This window comes from Amycolatopsis sp. NPDC049159 (assembly GCF_040648295.1).
GTDB lineage: Bacteria > Actinomycetota > Actinomycetes > Mycobacteriales > Pseudonocardiaceae > Amycolatopsis > Amycolatopsis pretoriensis_A.
In genome coordinates this window covers 250,111-267,783 of sequence record NZ_JBEZDL010000011.1, presented here as the reverse complement: position 1 = coordinate 267,783, position 17,673 = coordinate 250,111, and the positions used below count along the sequence as shown (strand labels likewise).

The following is a 17,673-nucleotide window of genomic DNA, read 5'->3' as shown; positions in this document are numbered from 1 at the left end:
TCAGGTCGTGTGGACGATCAGCACGTCCACGCCGGACTTGCGCGCCACCTCGGACGGCACCGAGCCCAGGATCCGGCCGGCGATCGTGTTGAGGCCGCGGTTGCCGACGACCAGCAGGTCGGCCTCGCGCTCCTTGACCACCTTGCGCAGCGAGTCGACCGGGTCGCCCTTCACCGCGACCGTGTCGATCTTCTCCGCCCCGGCCTTCGTCGCGCGGTCCCGCGCCGACTGCAGGGTGTCCTCGGCCGGAGCCGAGCCGACGACCTGGTACGCCTCGTCACCGAGGGCGTCCTGGGCCTTGTCGACGTCGGACTGACTGGCCGGGTAGAACGCACACGCGATGACGAGCGTGGCGCCCGCGTCGCCGGCCACCGCCGCCGCGCGGTCCACCGCCGCGAACGAAGACTCCGAGCCGTCCGTGCCCACCACCACGGTCCGATATGCCGCACCCATGCGCAAAACCTCCAGGTGATCCCGCGTGAGCAGGGACGATAGCCGGTCGGTACCGACCGTGCCGGCTCGTCCGCGCCCGTGTCGGGTGGAAGGTTACTCGCCAGTCGCTTTCTGCGCTCCGCTTGCCCGCGGAGTCGGCTTCGGCGCCGGCTTGGGGGCCTGTTTGGGAGCCTGCTTGGGCGCCGGCTGCGGCTTCGGCACGTCCGACGCCTTGATCCGGATGGTTTCCTCGACGTCGCCCACCGGCGCCGTCTTCCCGGTGCCGGCCGCCGGCTTCTCGACCTTGAGGTCGGACGCCTTGAGGTCGGCCGTGACGTCCGCGGGCACCTTGACCTCGTCGCCGAGGACGGTGTGCGCCTCGGCCAGCACCGCCCGCGCCGCGCGGACCTGCTCGGCCAGCCCGCCGCGGACCTTGCGCAGCGCGTCGACCCGCTCGTTGGCCTGGGTGATCCGCCGGTTCGACTCGTCGGTCGCCGTCGTCACGCGACGGCGCGCCTCGTCGGCGGCCTCCGCGAGCCGGGCGTTCGCCTCGGTGATGGAGTCCTGGCGGCGCTTGTTCGCGTCCGCGACCGACTCCCGCTGGCGGCGGTCGATGTCGGCCTTCGCCGACTTCTCCTCTTCGATGATCTTCGCGCGGATGTCGGCGGCGTCCTGCGTGGCTTCCTGGACGCGCCGTGCGGCCTCGGCCTTGCTCGCCGCCTCCTGCTCGGCCAGCACGCGCATCGCCTCGGTGCGGCGCGAGGCCATCGCGATCTCGAAGTCCTCTTCGACCTTGGTGCGGCGGTCCTGCGACTCGGTGTCGAGGCGCTTGCGCTCCGCCTCGGCCTTGTCGGTGATCTCCTTGGCCTGCGCGCGGGCGTCTTCGAGGACCTTGCGGTGCTCGGCTTCCATCTCCTTGCGCCGCAGGTCGAGCTCGGTGAGCAGCTGCTCGTAGCGGGCGCGCATGGCGCTGGCGTCCGTCTCGGCCTTGGCCCGGATGTGCCCGGCCTCGGCTTCGGCGCGGGCGCGCGTGTCGGCGGACTCGTCCTGCGCGAGGCGCAGCATCCGTTGCAGCCGCTCGGACAGGCCTTCGACGCTCGTCGGCGGCTGGGCGAGCCGGTCGACCTGCCCGCGCAGGTCCGCGATCTCGCCGCGCGCGATCTCCAGCTGGCGAGCCAGGTCGCCGGCCTGCGCGATGGCGGCGTCCCGGTCCGCGGTGAGCATCTTCAGGTCGGCGTCCAGCCGTTCGAGGTGCTCGTCGACCTGTGCTCGGCTGTACCCGCGCTTCGCCACGTCGAAGCCGGCTCCCAGCGGCACAAGCTCCCGTTCATCGCCAAGGCTCATGCGCCTACCGTAGTCGCAGCCGGGTCACGGAAGGGTGAGCACCCGTGCGGTGCGCCGAACGAGCCGCGTGGCGCGGCGAGAGGATCTTGCCGCACGCGGGCGACCCGGCGGCCGGGATCGCCTGCGTGCGGCCGTTTTCAGGCGCCGCGGAAGGCGTTGATCCCGTCGATGTGCTTCGCCCGCTTCTCTTCGTCGCGGACGCCGAGGCCCTCCTGCGGGGCGAGCGCGAGCACGCCGACCTTGCCCTGGTGGGCGTTGCGGTGCACGTCCAGCGCGGCCTGCCCGGTCTCTTCCAGGGAGTAGGTCTTGGACAGCGTCGGGTGGATCAGCCCCTTCGCGATCAGCCGGTTCGCTTCCCAGGACTCGCGGTAGTTCGCGAAGTGGGAGCCGATGATCCGCTTCAGGTTCATCCACAGGTAGCGGTTGTCGTACTGGTGCATGTAGCCGGAGGTCGACGCGCAGGTGACGATCGTGCCGCCCTTGCGCGCGGCGTAGACCGACGCGCCGAAGGTTTCCCGGCCCGGGTGCTCGAACACGATGTCGGGGTCGTCGCCGCCGGTCAGCTCGCGGATCTTGGCGCCGAAGCGCTGCCACTCCTTCGGGTCCTGCTCGGTGTCGGACTTCCAGAACTTGTAGTCCTCGGCACTGCGGTCGATGATCAGCTCGGCGCCGAGCTTGCGGCAGATCGCGGCCTTTTCCGGGCTGGAGACGACGCAGACGGGGATGGCGCCGCCGTTCAGCGCGTACTGCGTCGCGTAGGAGCCGAGGCCGCCCGAGGCGCCCCAGATCAGGACGACGTCGCCCTGTTTCATGTCGGCACCGTTGCGCGAGACCAGCTGCCGGTAGGCGGTGGAGTTCACCAGTCCGGGTGAGGCGGCCTCTTCCCAGGTGAGGTGGTCCGGCTTGGGCATCAGCTGGTTCGCCTTGACCAGCGCGATCTCGGCGAGGCCGCCGAAGTTGGTTTCGAAGCCCCAGATCCGCTGCTCGGTGTCGAGCATCGTGTCGTTGTGCCCGTCGGGGCTCTCGAGCTCGACGTTGAGGCAGTGCGCGACGACCTCGTCGCCGGGCTTCCAGTTGTGCACGCCGACGCCGGTGCGCAGGACGACGCCGGAGAGGTCGGACCCGACGACGTGGTAGGGCAGGTCGTGCCGCTTGGCCAGCGGCGAGAGCTTGCCGTACTTCTTGAGGAACTTGAACGTGGGGATCGGCTCGAAGATCGACGTCCACACGGTGTTGTAGTTGATCGCGCTCGCCATCACCGCGACCAGTGCTTCGCCGGGCCCGAGTTCGGGGACGGCGACCTCGTCGACGTGCAGCGACTTGCGCGGGTCCTTGTCCCGGCTTTCGAGGCCTTCGAACATGTCGACCTCGTCGGCGTGGACGGTCACCCCGCGGTAGCTCTCGGGCACGGGCAACGAGCCGAGGGCGGCGGACTCGCCGTTCAGGATGGCCTGCTGGATCTCGCCGAGCTGCGTCATCGGTTCCTCCGCGGAGATGGGGGTCAACGGCGTTGGCGGCAGAAATTACTCGCCGGTAACTCGCGTCCACAACTGTACGAGACGGACAGCACCATTACACGTCGAACTGTGACCGGACTATCTTGACCGGCTGGCCAGTCAAGCGGATCATCGGCGGTGGGTACACCCACCCGACCAGCAGTTTCACCGACGGAGGTGAGCACGAATGAGTGAAGTCTCTACGCGCGCTTGGGCCCGGCCGCACGACTGGGCCGAGGTCGTCATCGGGGTGGTCGCCGCTCTTTCACCCCTTTGGCTGAGCACGGACTCGACCGCGATGTGGACGATGGTCGTCCTGGGCGCCTTGATCGCACTCGACGGCCTGGTCTCGCTGGCCGTGCCGGGCATGGTCTACGGCGAAGGCATCCAGATCGCGCTCGGCGTGCTGCTGTTCATCGCGCCGTGGGTGATGGGGTACACCGAGTTCAACGGCGCTTCCTGGACGTCCTGGATCGCCGGGGTGCTGGTCATCGTCGCCGGCGCGGCGGCGATGCCGGTCGCGACCGCCGCGCACCGCACGGCAGGCCAGCACTGACGCTGTAGGAGGCACCGGAATGACCGAGGATTCGGCGAAGGAGCGCATCTTGTGCGCCGCCGAGGCGCTCTTCGCCGAGTCCGGCTTCGACGCCACCCCGACGTCCCGCATCGCGGAGCGGGCAGGAGTGCCGAAGGGGCTGGTGCACTACTACTTCCGGCACAAGCCGGACCTGCTCACGGCGCTCGTCGAGCGCCTGCCGGACGAGCGCATCGAGCCGGCGGTGGTCGTCGTCCCCGGCGACCTGGCGGGCAGCCTGCGCAAGCTCGTCCGCGAACTCGACCACCGCTTCAGCCGGTCGTTGGGCTTGTCACACCTGTTGTGGCGCGAGGCGGACACGCACCACGTCGTCCGCGACGCCCTCCACGAGCGCTTCCAGCTCCTGGTCCGCCAGGTCCGCGCGGTGATCTTGGCGGCGACCGGGGGTGGCCTCCCGTCGGCGGACGTGGAGCGCGCATCGGGCTTGCTGGCCCGCGCGGTCAGCCACCGCCACGCGACAGCCCGCCACTCGGACGACGACCTGCCGGCCGAGTTCGACGGCGAGCTGACGTTCATCGCCGACGCCCTCGCCTCGAAGGCGGCCCCGGCTTAGCGGCCCCGCGCCTGCGCGGGTTCTGGCGTGGGTGTGTGGGCGGGCTTGGTACGGCGGGTTCTGGCGTGGGTGTGTGGGCGGGCTTGGTACGGCGGGTTCTGGCGCGGACATGCGGGCGGGCTTCGCGCGGCAGGGTTCGGGGGCGGACGAGCGGGCGAGCTTGGAGCGGCGAGGTTCCGGCGCGGCTGCGCGGACCGGTGCCGGCCCGGTCAGATCGCCGGCGCCCACGGGTGCCTGCCAGGGCGCGCGGACCGGCCCAGCACCGGCGGATCCCGGGCGGTCGCGCGGAACGGCTCGGCGTCAGCGATCCCGGCGCGGACTTGCGGACCGGTACCGTCCCGGCCGGGCCAGCGGTGCGGGCGCCCGCAGGTACCGGCGCGGCCCGTCGGCGCCCGCTGTTCCGGCCAGACCCGTGCGGCCGGCCCGGCCCAGTGCTGGCAGATCTCGGCGCGCCCGTGCGGACCGACCCCAGCTCCGGCGGATCCCGGCGTGCCCGCGCGGACCGGCGTGGCTCCGGCGGATCCTGGCGTGGGTCTGCAGACCTGCCCGGCGCCGGCGGGTCCCGGTGCGCGGACCGGCGCCGGGACCGGCCAGGTGTCAGGCGGGTGCGGTCCGGGCCGGGTGGAGTTGTTATGCCGGAACGGGTTCGGGGTTCAGTGTGCGTTGCCGTTCTTCGCCGGCTCCACCAGTTCCACCAGGACGCCGCCCGCGTCCTTCGGGTGGACGAAGTTCACCCGGCTGTTCGACGTGCCTCGCTTCGCCTCCTCGTACAGCAGGCGCAGACCCTGGTCGCGCAGGGCCGCCGCCGCTGCGTCCACATCGGACACGCGGTACGCCAGTTGCTGCAGGCCCGGGCCGCTCTTGGTCAGGAACTTGCCGATCGCCGAGTCGTCGCGCAGGGGGGCCAGGAGCTGGATCTGGGTCTCCGTGCCCGCCGTACCGGGGGCGCGCAGCATCGCCTCGCGTACTCCCTGCTCCTCGTTCACCTCCTCGTGCGCGACCTCCAGGCCGAAGTGCGCGCGGTGGAACTCGATGGCCGCGTCCAGGTCCGGGACCGCGATGCCGACGTGGTCGATGGCCGTCACGAACGGCCGCAGGGCGTCATTCATGGAGGCAGGATAGGGGGCCGCGGGGCGGCGTCGAGGCGGAATCGTCGCGTGCCCCGCCTCACACTGGCTCCATCAAGAAGGCCGCCTCCCGGGTATGGTCGGCAAAACTGCCCATGCGCCGATGCTTGGAGGACGCCGTGTCCGGTTCCGTGATCCTGGGTGCCGCCCGTACGCCGATCGGGCGCCTGCTCGGCTCCCTCAAGGACTTCACGGGAGCCCAGCTGGGCGGGTTCGCGATCAAGGCGGCCCTCGAACGCGCCGGGGTCTCCCCGGACGCGGTCCAGTACACGATCATGGGCCAGGTGCTGACCGCCGGCGCCGGCCAGATCCCCGCCCGCCAGGCCGCGGTCGCCGCGGGCATCCCGATGAGCGTGCCCGCGCTGACGATCAACAAGGTCTGCCTCTCCGGCCTCGACGCCATCGCGCTCGCCGACCAGCTGATCCGGGCCGGCGAATTTGACCTCGTCGTCGCGGGCGGCCAGGAGTCGATGACCCAGGCGCCGCACCTGCTGCCGAAGTCCCGCTCCGGGTTCAAGTACGGCGACACCACGCTCGTCGACCACATGGCTTACGACGGCCTGTTCTGCGCCTTCGACCAGGTCGCCATGGGTTCCTCTACGGAGAAGTACAACTCCCGCTATGGCGTCACCCGCGAGCAGCAGGACGCGTTCTCCGCCCGCTCCCACCAGCGCGCCGCCGAGGCGATCAAGAACGGCTACTTCGCCGACGAGATCGCGCCGGTCGCCATCCCGCAGCGCAAGGGCGACCCGGTCGTCTTCGACACCGACGAGGGCGTCCGCGCCGACACCACCGCCGAGGGCCTCGCCAAGCTGCGCCCGGCGTTCGCTTCCGACGGCACCATCACCGCGGGCTCGGCTTCGCAGATCTCCGACGGCGCCGCCGCGGTCATCGTGGCCAGCAAGGCGAAGGCCGAGGAACTCGGCCTCACGCCGCTCGCCGAGATCGGCGCGCACGGCGTCGTCGCCGGGCCGGACGCGAGCCTGCACGAGCAGCCGTCGAACGCCATCCTCGCCGCGCTGGCCAAGGAGAAGCTGACCGCCGACGCGCTCGACCTCGTCGAGATCAACGAGGCCTTCGCCGCCGTCGGGCTCGTCTCGACCGAGAAGCTCGGCCTCGACGCGGACAAGGTCAACGTCAACGGCGGCGCGATCGCGCTCGGCCACCCGATCGGCGCCTCCGGGGCCCGGCTCGCCGTGCACCTGATCCACGAGCTGCGCCGCCGCGGTGGTGGCCTCGGCGCGGCCGCGCTGTGCGGTGGCGGTGGCCAGGGCGACGCCCTGCTGCTGCGGGTGCCGTCCGCGTAAGTGGCCGGTTCCCTCGACCTCGACGACCTGGTCGGCCGCGCGCGGGACGGGCAGCCCCGTGCCGTCGCGCGGCTGCTGTCGCTCGTCGAGGACGCCCACCCCCGCGTCGCCGAAATCGCGCGGGCGCTGACCCCGCACACCGGGCGGGCCCGGGTCGTCGGGCTCACCGGGCCGCCCGGCGTCGGCAAGTCGACTTCGACTTCGGCGCTGCTCACCGCGTTGCGCGCGGAGGGCAAGCGGGTCGGGGTGCTCGCGATCGACCCGTCTTCGCCGTTTTCGGGCGGCGCGCTCCTCGGCGACCGGATCCGGATGACCGAGCACGCCACCGACCCGGGCGTGTTCATCCGCTCGATGGCCACCCGCGGCCACCTTGGCGGGCTCTCGTGGGCGACCTCGCAGGCCGTGCGCGTGCTCGACGCCGCCGGTTTCGACGTGGTGCTGATCGAGACCGTCGGTGTCGGACAGTCCGAAGTGGACGTCGTGAAGCTGGCCGACACCACTGTGGTGCTTCTCGCCCCGGGGATGGGCGACGGGATCCAGGCCGCGAAGGCCGGGGTGCTCGAGATCGCCGACGTCTTCGTCGTGAACAAGGCCGACCGCGAGGGCGCGGACGCGACGGTGCACGACCTCAAGCAGATGATTTCCCTGGCGCGCCGGGAGATCCGGGGCGCGAGCTGGCGCCAGCCGATCGTGCGGACCGTCGCGGCGAAGAGCGAGGGCGTCGACGAGGTGGTGCGCGCGCTGGCTTCACACCACGAGTGGCTGGTCGCCCACGACGAGCTGGCCCGGCGCCGGGCGGCTCGGGCACGCGACGAGGTCGAGGCCATCGCACTCCGGCAGGTGCGAGCCGAGCTCGTGGACCTGCGCGGCGGGGGACGGCTCACCGAGGTCGCCGAGCGGGTCGTGGCGCGGGAGCTGGATCCGTTCGCCGCCGCGGACGAGCTGATCGCGGAACTGCGGAGCTAGCGCCGTCGCCCGGCGGGGGACGGTGCTTTCCGCTCTCCGGCCGAGTAGTAGGCGAGGAACATGTCCACGCCGCGGTCGATCAGGTCGTGGGTGCGCTCCTTTCCGATCCGTTCGCCGTAGGCGGCGTGGGTGAAGTGCGGGTAGAGGACGAGGGCGTAGAGCTGGACCAGGGCCAGCTCGATGTCGGGGATCTCGAGCTCGCCGGCGTCGATGCGCCTGCGGAACTCCTCGGTGAGGATGGCCGACGTCAGGTCAGGGCCGTTGGCCTTCCACGCCTGGCCGAGTTCGGGGAACCGCTGCGCTTCGCTCGCGACGAGCGCGCGCAGCGCGAGCACCTGGGGCTGCGCCATCCCGGCCACCCACCCCCGCGCCGTCCGCACGAGGATCTCCCGGATGTCCTCCGATTCGGCCAGGCTCTTCTCGAGCGCCGACGTCGACTGCTGGAGTGCCTCCTTGAGAGCGTCGTGGATGACCGCGTGGAACAGCTCGTTCTTGCTGCCGAAGTGGTTGTAGATCGTCACCTTCGAGACGTCGGCCCGGTGCGCGATGACGTCGATGCCGGCTTCGAAGCCGCGAGCGAGGAAGACCTCGCGAGCGGCGTCCACGATCGCCCGTCGCTTGAGGTCGGCGCGCTCGCCGGTGGGTGTGCGCCGTCGCGTGTCCGTCATGCGCTCAGCATAGCGACCTCCTGAACTGCTCAGTCCAGTTCATCTGAACTGAACAGTTGAGTTCATGTGTACTGAAGCGTACAGTTCGGCAGCGTCCAGTGGTGACCATCGGGAGGCACACATGTCGTTCGAGCCGGAGCTGACCGCCGTGCACCCCGCGGTGGCGCGCCACGACCACCGCGGTGCGCTGCTGGCGCTGCTGGCGTTCGCGATGCTGATCGTTTCGCTCGATCAGTACATCGTCGTGGTCGCGCTGCCCGCGATCGGCCGGGATCTGGGGTACTCGGCCCAGACGCTCCAAGCGGTGATCAGCACGTACGCGATCGCCTCCAGCGGTTTCCTGCTGTTCGGCGGGCGGGCCGCGGACCTGCTCGGCCGGCGCCGGGTGCTGGTGGCCGGCCTGGCGCTTTACGCGGTCGCTTCGGTGCTCGGGGGCCTGGCCACGGTGCCGCTGTGGCAGCTCGCCGGCCGCGCGCTGCAAGGCCTGGGCGGCGCGCTGGTCTTTCCCACCACCCTGGCGATCATCAACACGACCTTCGCCGAGGGACACGACCGCAATCGCGCGCTGAGCGTGTGGGGCGGAGCCGGGGCCGCCGGCCTGGTCATCGGGGTGCTGCTCGGGGGCGTGCTCACCCAGGCTTTCGGGTGGCAGGCGGTGTTCTTCGTCAACGTTCCGCTGGCCGGCTGCGCGATCGTGCCGGCGTTCGTGCTCATCGCCGCCGACCGGCCGCGTGCGGGGAGCCGGAGATTCGACCTGGCCGGCACGCTGAGCGTCACCGGTGCGGTGACCTTGCTGGCTTTCGCGCTGGTCCGGGGGCCGGACGCGGGGTGGGGTTCGCCCTGGATCGTGGCCTCCCTGGTCGCGGGAGCCCTGCTGCTCGGGGCCTTCGCGGTGATCGAGCGGCGCGGCGCGGACCCGCTGCTGCCCCGCGGCCTGCTGCGCACCCCGAGTCTCGCCCTGGCCCTGGTGGTCGCGTTCATGTTCACGGCCACGTTCGGATCGCTGCTGTACTTCCTCTCCCTCCACTTCCAGGACGTGTGGGGGTACGACGCACTGGCCACCGGGCTCGGGTTCCTGCTGCCGACCGCGATCGTGGTCGCCGGCTCGGTGCTGGCCGGTCCGGTCGTGACGCGGATCGGGGTGCGGCGCACCCTGCTCGGCGCGCTCGCCACCGGCGCCGCGGGCACGTGCCTGCTCGGCTTCGCGCTGACGCCGGACGGCTCCTACGCCTGGCTGGTGCCCGGTTTGATCGTGGTCAGCGTCGGTGACGGGATGGTCTTCACGGCCATGTACATCGCCGCGGCGACGGGCGTGCCCGGCCACCGGCAGGGTGTCGCCTCGGGGATCGTCACCACCGGTTCCGGCGTGGGTGCGGCGGCCGGGCTCGCGGTGCTCGTCCTGATCGCCACCACCACCGCCGGCGCCCGGCGGCCGGACGGCGAAGCGCTGAGGATCGCGACCGGCGAAGGGATCCGGGCTGCGGTGTTCGTCATCGCCGCGGGGATCGTGCTCACCTTCCTGATCGTGCTGGGGTCTTTCCGGCGCGGCTCTCGACCGGCCACGGGCGGGTCGTCCACTCGCCGCTTTCCGTTGCCGCGTAACGGCGACCGCGCCGGCCAGCGACTTCAGGGCGAGTCCCTGCGCGGCGCACAGGAACCCGGCGACTGCCCGCGCTAGCTGCCGAATCCCTGCTGCACCAACTGTTCCGGTCACGTCGTGCCCCTTTCGCCGGGCGGCGCTCTGCCGCGTGATCACCATCGTGCGCCGGGGGTCCGACAATTTCCGGGGGTGCCCGCCGCGGGTTCACCCGATGGGCTGACACGGGCGACTTTCGCCGGTTATTCCTGTCGGGGGGTGGGCCCTAGACTGCGGGACGCTCCGGAAACGGGCGATCACTGGGAGGGCGTGCAGGATGAAGAAGACACTCGTCACCGCGCTGGCGGTGGGTGCGTTGTTCGCGGCGGGCACCAGCGTCGCCTCCGCGGCCGATGCGCCGCCGCCGAAGACGACGCATGGGCCTTGTCAGTACACCGAGACGCCGGATGAACCGGCGTCGCGGCCGGTGCCCCTGCCGCCCGATCCGCGGTGGACGCCGGACCACGGCAAGGTCGGCGTGGCGATCCCGACCAGCCAGGGTTCGTTGCCGCTCAAGCTCGACCGGGCCAAGGCGCCGTGCACCGTGCAGAGCTTTTTGCACCTCGCGCGGCACCGGTTCTACGACCACACCGTCTGCCACCGGCTTACTTCTTACCCGACGCTGAAGGTGCTGCAGTGCGGCGACCCGAGCGCGACCGGCGAAGGCGGGCCGGGCTACAAGTACAAGGACGAGCTCCCGGTGGACCTGCCGCCGGCGCCGACCGACCCGACCGGGGCGCGGCGGGTGTACGCGCGCGGGTTGCTGGCGATGGCCAACGCGGGGCCGGACACCAACGGTTCGCAGTTCTTCGTCGTCTACGGCGATTCCGCGCTGCGGCCGAACTACACCGTGTTCGGGACCGTCGGGGCCGAGGGGTTGAAGACCCTCGACAAGGTCGCCGCCGGTGGCATCGAGCCGACGGCGGAGGATCCCGCGCCCGTCGACGGGACGCCCGTGCTGCGGACCGAACTGCTGCGAGTCCGGCCGGACTGCTGGTTCTGATGACGTCCGCGGGCCACCCGGTCAGGGTGGCCCGCGGCTTCACCGGAGAAGGGAGAGCTCAGCTGGTGATCTCGTGCAGGGCCTCGATCAACGTCTGGGCCGCGCCGGCGAAAGCGTGCTTCGCCGGGGCCGCGTAGCCGACGATCAGGCCGCCCGGGCGGTTCGCGTCCATCCAGTGGCTGCCCAAGCCTTCGATGCCGATCGCTCGGCGGCGGCAGGCCGCGAGGGCCTGAGTCTCCGTCGGGCCGCCCGGTGGCAGCACCAGCAGCAGGTGCAGCCCCGCCGAAATGCCCTGGGGGCGGACCGAATCCGGCAACGCGGCCAGCAGGCGGGTGCGGCGCGAGCGGTACTCCGCGCGGCTGCGGCGGACGTGCCGGTCGTACGCGCCCGAGTCGATCAGCTCCGCCAGGGCCAGCTGGTTCAGCACCGCCGGGCGGGAGCCGCTGTCGGCCATCGCCGCGCGGACCGGCTCCACCAGCGACCTCGGCAGCACCAGCCAGGCCAGGCGCAGGGCCGGGGCGAGCGTCTTGCTCGCCGTTCCCGCGTAGACGACTCGCTCCGGGGCCAGCGCCTGCAGCGCGCCGACCTGCTGGTGGTCGAACCGGAACTCGCCGTCGTAGTCGTCCTCCAGCACGTACGCGCCGGAGCGGGTCAGCGCGGCCCGGCGGTGCGGGGCGAGCGTGACGCCGGTGGGGTACTGGTGTGCCGCCGTCACGACGACGACCGGACTGTCCAAAGCGGACACGTCGAGGCCGTGCTCGTCGACCGGCACGCCGACCACCCGCGGGCCCTGGGCCGCCGCGATCGAGCGGTACATGCCCAGTGACGGGTTTTCGAACGCCACTTCGCCGACGCCCAAGCCGAAAAAAGCACGGGACAGCACCGCGATGGCGTGCGAATACCCGTGGCAGACGACGATCCGCGCCGGGTCGGCCACCACCCCGCGGGCGCGGGCGAGGTAGCCCGCGAGGGTGTCCCGCAGCTCCGGCGCGCCCAGCTCCGACTCGTAGCCGAACGCCGACGCCGGGGTGCGCAGCAGGGCGCGGCGGGTCGCGCTGAGCCACGCCTGACGCGGGAACGCCGTCAGGTCCGGGCGGCCCGGCCGCAGATCCCAGCGGGGCGCGGGATCGCGGGGCACTTGGCGCGGAGCGGACTGGGGGAGCGAACCCGCCGTCGCGACGCGGGTCGGTGCGCCCTGGGCCGTGCGCAGGTAGCCTTCGGCGGCGAGGTCGGCGTACACGCGCGTGACCGTGCCGCGGGCGACGCCCAGGTCCTGGGCCAGCGCGCGGGTCGAGGGCACCGCCGCGTCCGGTTGCCAGCGGCCCTCGCGGATGGCCGCGCGGATCGCCGCCGCGAGACCGCTCCGGCCGGTCGCGGGCTGCCAATCGAGGTGGACGTCCAGGCCGCTCGACGGGCCGCCGTCGACGCCGGAACTGGACCACAGATCTGCCATGTCACTGGACCATACCCGTGGACCAGTTCGGGCTAGCGTGAACGTCATGACCAAGCGAATCGGACTCGGGGGCGCCCCCGAGCTCTACCAGGCGATGGCGAACCTGCAGGCCGAAGTGAACAAGGCCGGGGCCAACGCCGGGCTCGACCCGAAACTCCTCGAACTCGTCAAGACCCGCGCGTCGCAGATCAACGGCTGCGCGTTCTGCCTCGACATGCACTCCCGCGACGCCCTGGAGCTGGGCGAGTCGCCGCGGCGGCTGTTCGTCCTCGACGGCTGGCGCGAGACGGACCTGTTCACCGAGCAGGAGCAGGCCGCCCTCGCCCTCACCGAAGCGATGACCAAGCTGGCCGCGACCCAGACCGTCCCCGACGACGTCTACGAGCAGGCCGCGCAGGTGTTCACCGAAGACCAGTACCGCGCGGTGGCGTGGGAGATCATCGCGATCAACAGCTGGAACCGGATGACCATCACCAGCCACACGCCACTGCCGAAGCGGGACTCGTGACCGCCGCCGCGCTCAAGGCGCTGCACGTCCCCGGCAAGCCGCTCGTGCTGCCGAACGCCTGGGACGCCGACACCGCCAAGCTCGTCGAAGCCGCCGGGTTCGCGGCCGTCGCGACCAGTTCGGTCGCCGTAGCGGCCGCGCTCGGGTTCGCCGACGGGGAGCAGGCGCCGGCGGACGAGATGTTCGCCGCCGCCGCGCGGATCGCCAAGGCGGTCGGCGTGCCGGTGACCGTCGACGCCGAGTCGGGCTACGGCCTGTCCGGCGCCGAGCTCGCCGGACGGCTGGCCGACGCGGGCGCGGTCGGCTGCAACTTCGAGGACACCGACCACGCCACCGGCGGGGTGCGGCCGGTCGCCGAGCAGGCCGCGCGGATCGCCGCCCTGCGCGAGGCGGCGGGCGACGGCCTGGTGATCAACGCCCGCGTCGACTCCTTCCGCGGCGTCGACGCGAAGGAAGCGCTGGCCGACGGCGTCGCCCGGGCGAAGGCCTACCTCGAAGCGGGCGCCGACTGCGTCTACCCGATCCACCTGCGCACGCCGGAGCTGATCGCGGAGTTCGTGCAGGGGGTCGGCGGCGCCGTCAACGCGCCCGCGTGGCCGGGCAGCCCGGGCCTCGAAGGCCTCGCCGAACTGGGGGTGGCGAGGATTTCGCTCGGCGGCGGGCTGTGGCAGTACGCCCGCAAGCAGCTCGAAGCGGCCCTTTCCGGGGTCGCCGAAGGCAAGCTGCCCTACTGAGAATGGCCGAAGGCCGCCGCGAGGGTGACTCACGACGGCCTTCGGTGTTTCGGGGGGTCAGTGCGCGACGGCCTTCTCGGCACCCGCGCCGGTCAGCGACCGGACCTCCATCTCGGCGTACTTCTTCTCGTCGTGCTCCTTGGACAGGACGGTGCCCAGCCAGCCCAGGACGAACGCGGCCGGGATCGAGACGATGCCCGGGTTGCTCAGCGGGAACCAGGCGAAGTCGGCGTTCTTGAACATCGACGTGCTCTTGCCGGACACCGCCGGCGAGAAGACGATCAGCACGATCGTGATGGCCAGGCCACCGTAGATCGACCAGAGCGCGCCCTGGGTGTTGAACCGCTTCCAGAACAGCGAGTACAGGATCGTCGGCAGGTTCGCCGACGCCGCCACCGCGAAGGCGAGCGCCACGAGGAACGCCACGTTCTGCCCGTTGGCCAGGATGCCGCCGCCGATCGCGAGGGCGCCGATCACCAGCGCGGTGATCCGGGCGACCTTGACCTCGGCGTCCGGCGACGTCTTGCCCCGCTTGACGACGTTCGCGTAGACGTCGTGCGCGAAGGACGCCGACGCCGTGATCGTCAGCCCCGCGACCACCGCGAGGATCGTGGCGAACGCGACCGCGGAGATCAGGCCCAGCAGCACCGGCCCGCCCAGTTCGAGCGCGAGCAGCGGCGCCGCGGAGTTGACCCCGCCGGGCGCCTTCTTGATCGTGTCCGGCCCGACCAGCGCACCGGCGCCGTAGCCGAGCACCAGCGTGAACAGGTAGAACACGCCGATCAGCACGATCGCCCAGACGACCGAGCGGCGCGCGTCGCGGGCGGTCGGCACGGTGTAGAAGCGCATCAGGACGTGCGGCAGGCCTGCGGTGCCCAGCACCAGGGCGATGCCGAGGGACAGGAAGTCCAGTTTGGACGTTCCGGTGGCGCCGTACTGCTTGCCCGGGCCGAGCAGTGTCTCGCCGGCCTTGCCCGCCTTGTCGACGGCGGCCTGCAGCAGGCTGGAGAAGTTGAAGCCGTACTTGCCCAGCACCCACAGCGTCATCGCGAGCGCGCCGACGATCAGCAGCGCGGCCTTGATGATCTGCACCCAGGTGGTGCCCTTCATGCCGCCGATCAGCACGTAGGCGATCATGATGATGCCGACCACGGCGATGACGAGCGCCTGCGCGCCGGAGCCTTCGACGCCGAGCAGCAGCGCGACGAGACCGCCGGCGCCCGCCATCTGCGCCAGCAGGTAGAAGAACGACACGATCAGCGTCGACGTCGCGGCCGCGGCCCGCACCGGGCGCTGCTTCATGCGGAACGCCAGCACGTCGCCCATCGTGAACTTGCCGGTGTTGCGCAGCAGTTCCGCGACCAGCAGCAGCGCGACGAGCCACGCGACCAGGAAGCCGATGGAGTAGAGGAAGCCGTCGTAGCCGTTGATCGCGATGGCACCGGCGATGCCGAGGAACGACGCTGCCGAAAGGTAGTCACCCGAGATCGCGACGCCGTTCTGCGGGCCGGTGAAGGCGCGGCCGGCGGCGTAGTAGTCCGATGCCGTCTTGGAGTTGCGGCTGGCGCGGAACACGATCACCAGCGTGATGAGCACGAAGAGGGCGAAGATGCCGATGTTGAGGAGCGGGTTGCTGCCCTCGACGCTCGCGGCAAGTGTCGCGGTCATGCCTGCTCCTTCTCGATGTCTTCCCGGATCTTCTCGGCCACGGGGTCGAGCTTCCGGTTCGCGTACCGGACGTACAGCCCGGTGATGACGAACGTCGAAACGAACTGCAGCAGGCCGAAGACCAGCCCGACGTTGATGTTCCCGAAGAGCTTGGTGCTCATGAAGCCGTGCGCGTAGTCCGCGAGCAGCACGTACAGCAGGTACCAGACCAGGAACAACGCCGTCATGGGGAAGACGAACCGGCGCAGGCGGCTGCGCAGCTCCCGGAACTCGGTGCTGTCATGTGCGTGTTCCCAGACCGTCTCAGACGTTTCCGGGGGCCCGCCGGTGTCCGTAGTGCTCATCGCTGCTGCTCCCTGCGACGCTGCGGAAAGTGACGTGCGACACCGTAGGGACGTGTGAGTCTCGCGTGAAGATTCAGCGGCTCAACAGCCGGGCCAGACGACGAACGGTTGACGAACGGTCTCGCGGTTCCGTCGAACGGGGTTCGTCCAGGTGCAACCGGAGCATCGCCGCCGTCGACCAGGTGGGTGGCCTGCCCCGCAGGGAGACCAGCACCATTGCGCCGAATGCCAGCGGTACCGACCAGGGTGCCGGTTGCTGCACCAAGATCGCCACCCAGCCGTGCAGGTCCGGCCCGGCGAGGGCGAACAGGATCGAGCCCGACGACGCGACGAGCCCGGTCAGCACCCCGGCGATCCCGCCCGCCGCGGTCAGCCGCGGCCACCAGATGCCGAGCACGAGCAGCGGGCAGAACGTCGACGCGGCCACGGTGAAGCCCCACGTGACGAGCACCCCCGCGTCGAGCTCGGCCGAGCGCAGCGCCAGCAGCACCATGATCGCGGCGACGCCGAACACCGCGATCCGCAGCCGGCGCAGCCCGCCGGGCACGAGGTCGTGCGCGATGGCGCCGGACATCACCAGCAGCAGGCCGAGCGACGTCGCGAGAAACGCGGCGAACGCGCCCGCGGTCAGCAACGCCGTGAAGAGACCGCCGGCCCAGCCACTGTCCACTTGGTACGGCAGCGCGACGACCACCGTGTCCGTCGCGCCGGAGAGGTACAGCCCGGGCACGAGGACCCGGCCGAGCACGCCGTAGATGCCGGGGAACAGGTAGAAGATCCCCAGCAGCGCCACGGTGATCGCGGCGGTGCGGCGCGCGGCGCGGCCGTCCGGGCTGGTGTGGAAGCGCATGAGCACGTGCGGCAGGCCCATCGTGCCGAGCATGGTCGCGATGAGCACGGACCAGGTGCCGAGCAGGGGGTAGCCCTGGTCGCCGAGGTCGAGCAGCGGCCGCTGCCAGTCGGCGCCGCCGAGCGGGGCGCCGCCGCGGACGGCCGGGACCGCCGCCCCCGCGCCGAACACGACTTCGTCCTGGCTGTGCGCGGTGAATTCACCCGGCGGCAGAGTTTCCACGATGCCGTTGCGCCGCACCGGGGTCGGCTCGCGGATCTCCATGGTGACGTCGACTTCGAAGCGCACCGGGGTTTCGCGGGCGAAGTGGGTGAACTCGACGGGGTTGAGCGCGTCGGTCCGGTTGACCGCGCCCGCCTGGAGGACGAGCCAGATCGCCGGGATGAGGAACAGCAGCAGCTTGAGCACGAACTGGAACGCCTGGACGTACGTCGCCGCGCGCATCCCGCCGAGCGCGAGCGTGACGCTGACCGCGGTGCCCGCCAGGACCACGCCGACCCAGTACGGCGTGCCGCCGACCGCGGTGAGCACCAGCCCGGCGGTGCGGAACTGCGGGACGACGTAGATGGTGCCGATCACCAGGACCACGACGGCGGTGAGGCGGCGCAGCGCGGGGGAGTTGAGCCGGGCTTCGGCGAAGTCCGGGACGGTCAGGGCGCCCGAGCGCCGCATCGGGGCGGCGACGAGGACGAGCATCGCGATGTAGCCGGCGGTGAAGCCGACCGGGTACCACAGGGCACCGATGCCGTCCTTGACGACGAGGCCCGCGACGCCGAGGAAGCTCGCCGCGGACAGGTATTCGCCGGAGACGGCGGCCGAGTTGACCAGCGGCGAGATCCGGCGGGACGCGACCAGGAAGTCGGACGTCGTGCGCATCGCCGCGACCCCGCGGACGCCGATGAGCAGCGTCACGAGGACGACGGGGGCGACGGCGAGCGCGATGCCCATTAGCGTGCTCCGCCGGTTCCACATTGGGTGCGCTGGATGCA

At 71.5% G+C, this 17,673-nt stretch carries 17 protein-coding genes; 8 read left to right on the top strand and 9 right to left on the bottom strand.

Annotated elements, in window-relative coordinates:
- The 3 genes from AB0B33_RS22130 to ccrA all read right to left on the bottom strand — a co-directional run bounded on the left by AB0B33_RS22130 (position 1) and on the right by ccrA (position 3,254).
- Positions 1-453, bottom strand: a complete 453-nt coding sequence (locus AB0B33_RS22130) for a universal stress protein (RefSeq protein WP_247013732.1) — start codon at positions 451-453, stop codon at positions 1-3.
- Between the two features lie 93 nt (positions 454-546).
- Positions 547-1,776, bottom strand: a complete 1,230-nt coding sequence (locus AB0B33_RS22125) for a chromosome segregation protein (protein ID WP_247013731.1) — start codon at positions 1,774-1,776, stop codon at positions 547-549.
- Positions 1,777-1,913: 137 nt separating this feature from the next.
- Positions 1,914-3,254, bottom strand: a complete 1,341-nt coding sequence (gene ccrA, locus AB0B33_RS22120) for a crotonyl-CoA carboxylase/reductase (RefSeq protein ID WP_247013730.1) — start codon at positions 3,252-3,254, stop codon at positions 1,914-1,916.
- A gap of 205 nt (positions 3,255-3,459) precedes the next feature.
- Between ccrA and AB0B33_RS22115 the strand changes: the two genes are divergently transcribed.
- Both AB0B33_RS22115 and AB0B33_RS22110 read left to right on the top strand, forming a co-directional pair.
- A complete protein-coding gene (locus AB0B33_RS22115; protein WP_360774689.1) occupies positions 3,460-3,828 on the top strand; it encodes an SPW repeat protein in 369 nt (122 codons plus the stop codon).
- A gap of 19 nt (positions 3,829-3,847) precedes the next feature.
- Positions 3,848-4,420: a TetR/AcrR family transcriptional regulator gene (locus tag AB0B33_RS22110; RefSeq protein ID WP_247013728.1), complete on the top strand. Its 573-nt coding sequence runs from the start codon at positions 3,848-3,850 to the stop codon at positions 4,418-4,420.
- Between the two features lie 653 nt (positions 4,421-5,073).
- On the opposite strand, the gene mce is transcribed toward AB0B33_RS22110, so the two are convergent.
- The gene (gene mce / locus AB0B33_RS22105) at positions 5,074-5,529 is read right to left on the bottom strand and encodes a methylmalonyl-CoA epimerase (RefSeq protein WP_360774686.1); all 456 of its coding nucleotides are present in this window, start codon (positions 5,527-5,529) and stop codon (positions 5,074-5,076) included.
- A 137-nt stretch (positions 5,530-5,666) separates the two neighbouring features.
- On the opposite strand from mce, the gene AB0B33_RS22100 reads away from it, so the two are divergent.
- Both AB0B33_RS22100 and meaB read left to right on the top strand, forming a co-directional pair.
- Complete coding sequence (locus tag AB0B33_RS22100) at positions 5,667-6,854, top strand: acetyl-CoA C-acetyltransferase (RefSeq protein WP_247013726.1); 1,188 nt, start codon at positions 5,667-5,669, stop codon at positions 6,852-6,854.
- Positions 6,855-7,820 carry a methylmalonyl Co-A mutase-associated GTPase MeaB gene (gene meaB, locus AB0B33_RS22095; RefSeq protein ID WP_360774682.1) on the top strand — a complete coding sequence of 322 codons (966 nt, stop codon included), beginning with the start codon at positions 6,855-6,857 and terminating at the stop codon, positions 7,818-7,820.
- Here meaB and AB0B33_RS22090 read toward each other — a convergent pair.
- Positions 7,817-8,488, bottom strand: coding sequence for a TetR/AcrR family transcriptional regulator (locus AB0B33_RS22090; protein ID WP_360774679.1), 672 nt, complete (start codon positions 8,486-8,488; stop codon positions 7,817-7,819). The genes meaB and AB0B33_RS22090 overlap by 4 nt on opposite strands.
- Before the next feature lie 121 nt (positions 8,489-8,609).
- Here AB0B33_RS22090 and AB0B33_RS22085 point away from each other — a divergent pair, with 121 nt between their 5' ends.
- The gene (locus tag AB0B33_RS22085; RefSeq protein ID WP_360774676.1) at positions 8,610-10,166 is read left to right on the top strand and encodes an MFS transporter; all 1,557 of its coding nucleotides are present in this window, start codon (positions 8,610-8,612) and stop codon (positions 10,164-10,166) included.
- Positions 10,167-10,401: 235 nt separating this feature from the next.
- Positions 10,402-11,127 (top strand): peptidylprolyl isomerase, encoded by a 726-nt coding sequence (locus AB0B33_RS22080; RefSeq protein WP_360774673.1) that lies wholly within the window; start codon positions 10,402-10,404, stop codon positions 11,125-11,127.
- A gap of 58 nt (positions 11,128-11,185) precedes the next feature.
- Here the strand turns inward: AB0B33_RS22080 and AB0B33_RS22075 are convergent, their stop codons facing one another.
- On the bottom strand, positions 11,186-12,580 hold the full coding sequence (locus AB0B33_RS22075) for a PLP-dependent aminotransferase family protein (RefSeq protein ID WP_360774670.1): 1,395 nt from the start codon (positions 12,578-12,580) through the stop codon (positions 11,186-11,188).
- A 46-nt stretch (positions 12,581-12,626) separates the two neighbouring features.
- On the opposite strand from AB0B33_RS22075, the gene AB0B33_RS22070 reads away from it, so the two are divergent.
- Together AB0B33_RS22070 and AB0B33_RS22065 are read left to right on the top strand one after the other, a co-directional pair.
- Entirely contained in the window at positions 12,627-13,088 is a 462-nt protein-coding gene (locus AB0B33_RS22070) for a carboxymuconolactone decarboxylase family protein (RefSeq protein ID WP_247013719.1), read from the top strand.
- On the top strand, positions 13,085-13,822 hold the full coding sequence (locus AB0B33_RS22065; protein WP_360774666.1) for an isocitrate lyase/phosphoenolpyruvate mutase family protein: 738 nt from the start codon (positions 13,085-13,087) through the stop codon (positions 13,820-13,822). Before AB0B33_RS22070 ends, AB0B33_RS22065 begins: the two co-directional genes overlap by 4 nt.
- A gap of 57 nt (positions 13,823-13,879) precedes the next feature.
- Here the strand turns inward: AB0B33_RS22065 and AB0B33_RS22060 are convergent, their stop codons facing one another.
- The 3 genes from AB0B33_RS22060 to AB0B33_RS22050 all read right to left on the bottom strand — a co-directional run bounded on the left by AB0B33_RS22060 (position 13,880) and on the right by AB0B33_RS22050 (position 17,632).
- Positions 13,880-15,490 carry a cation acetate symporter gene (locus tag AB0B33_RS22060; protein WP_247013715.1) on the bottom strand — a complete coding sequence of 537 codons (1,611 nt, stop codon included), beginning with the start codon at positions 15,488-15,490 and terminating at the stop codon, positions 13,880-13,882.
- Positions 15,487-15,834, bottom strand: a complete 348-nt coding sequence (locus AB0B33_RS22055; RefSeq protein WP_247013713.1) for a DUF485 domain-containing protein — start codon at positions 15,832-15,834, stop codon at positions 15,487-15,489. Before AB0B33_RS22055 ends, AB0B33_RS22060 begins: the two co-directional genes overlap by 4 nt.
- Positions 15,835-15,907: 73 nt before the next feature.
- Complete coding sequence (locus tag AB0B33_RS22050) at positions 15,908-17,632, bottom strand: cation acetate symporter (protein WP_360774661.1); 1,725 nt, start codon at positions 17,630-17,632, stop codon at positions 15,908-15,910.
- Positions 17,633-17,673: the final 41 nt, after the last annotated feature.